The following is a 709-nucleotide window of genomic DNA, read 5'->3' as shown; positions in this document are numbered from 1 at the left end:
CTGTCCTCTTCCTGAAAAAAGTACACAGTTGGGAAGGTGTTACTGAGATGGTACACGGGTTATTTTTGTTAGTCCTGTGAGTGTACTCATCTGTTAGTTTTGCTCCTGCTGGGGTACACGACTTGTGGTCGTTTTTACTGCGGAGGTACACAAAGATAGCTCTTTGTTGGGAGTTAAGCGGCATGGGCTCGGAGCTTTGAGGCTCGGAGCTTTTGGTGAATTGTTCTTAGAAATCTGTTTCTTAGATGGTTGTGTGGTTAGAGGGTTGGGGTAATCTGGTATGAGCATCTGCATCGGAGTCTTCTTGTTGAGGGCTCGATGAGGACGCGCTGTGTTATAGAGAGCAATCGTTTGCGAGAGGATCTCTCGAACTTCTTCTATGGGTTTGTCCTCAAAGTTGTAGAGCCAGTCGTTCTTGATGATCCCGTTAAGTCGCTCTGCCATAGCGTTGTGGAGAGGGTTGCCTGTCTGGGTGACGCTGGTTACGATGCCTAGGCTGGCCTCGTAGTCGGTCATCTGCTTGGAGACGTATTGACAGCCTCGGTCGCTATGGAAGATGAGTCCTTTGAGGTCAAAGCCATGCTTTTGGTAGAAGTCAACGGTCTGTTTTAGTGCGTTGTAGGGGCCCTCTGTGGAGAGCGTGGGCTGCAGGTCAAAGCCGGTGATGATGCGGCTATAAGCATCCATCGTCAGGGAGAGATATGCGAAG

Annotated in this window: 1 protein-coding gene; it reads right to left on the bottom strand. The window is 49.8% G+C overall.

All coding sequences use genetic code 11. The features are described from left to right. Positions 1-93: 93 nt before the first annotated feature. On the bottom strand, positions 94-709 hold a 616-nt coding region (locus PORUE0001_RS01315), incomplete at its 5' end, for an integrase core domain-containing protein (protein ID WP_007364647.1).

Source organism: Porphyromonas uenonis 60-3, assembly GCF_000174775.1.
GTDB lineage: Bacteria > Bacteroidota > Bacteroidia > Bacteroidales > Porphyromonadaceae > Porphyromonas > Porphyromonas uenonis_A.
This window is presented reverse-complemented; position numbering and strand designations above follow the sequence as displayed.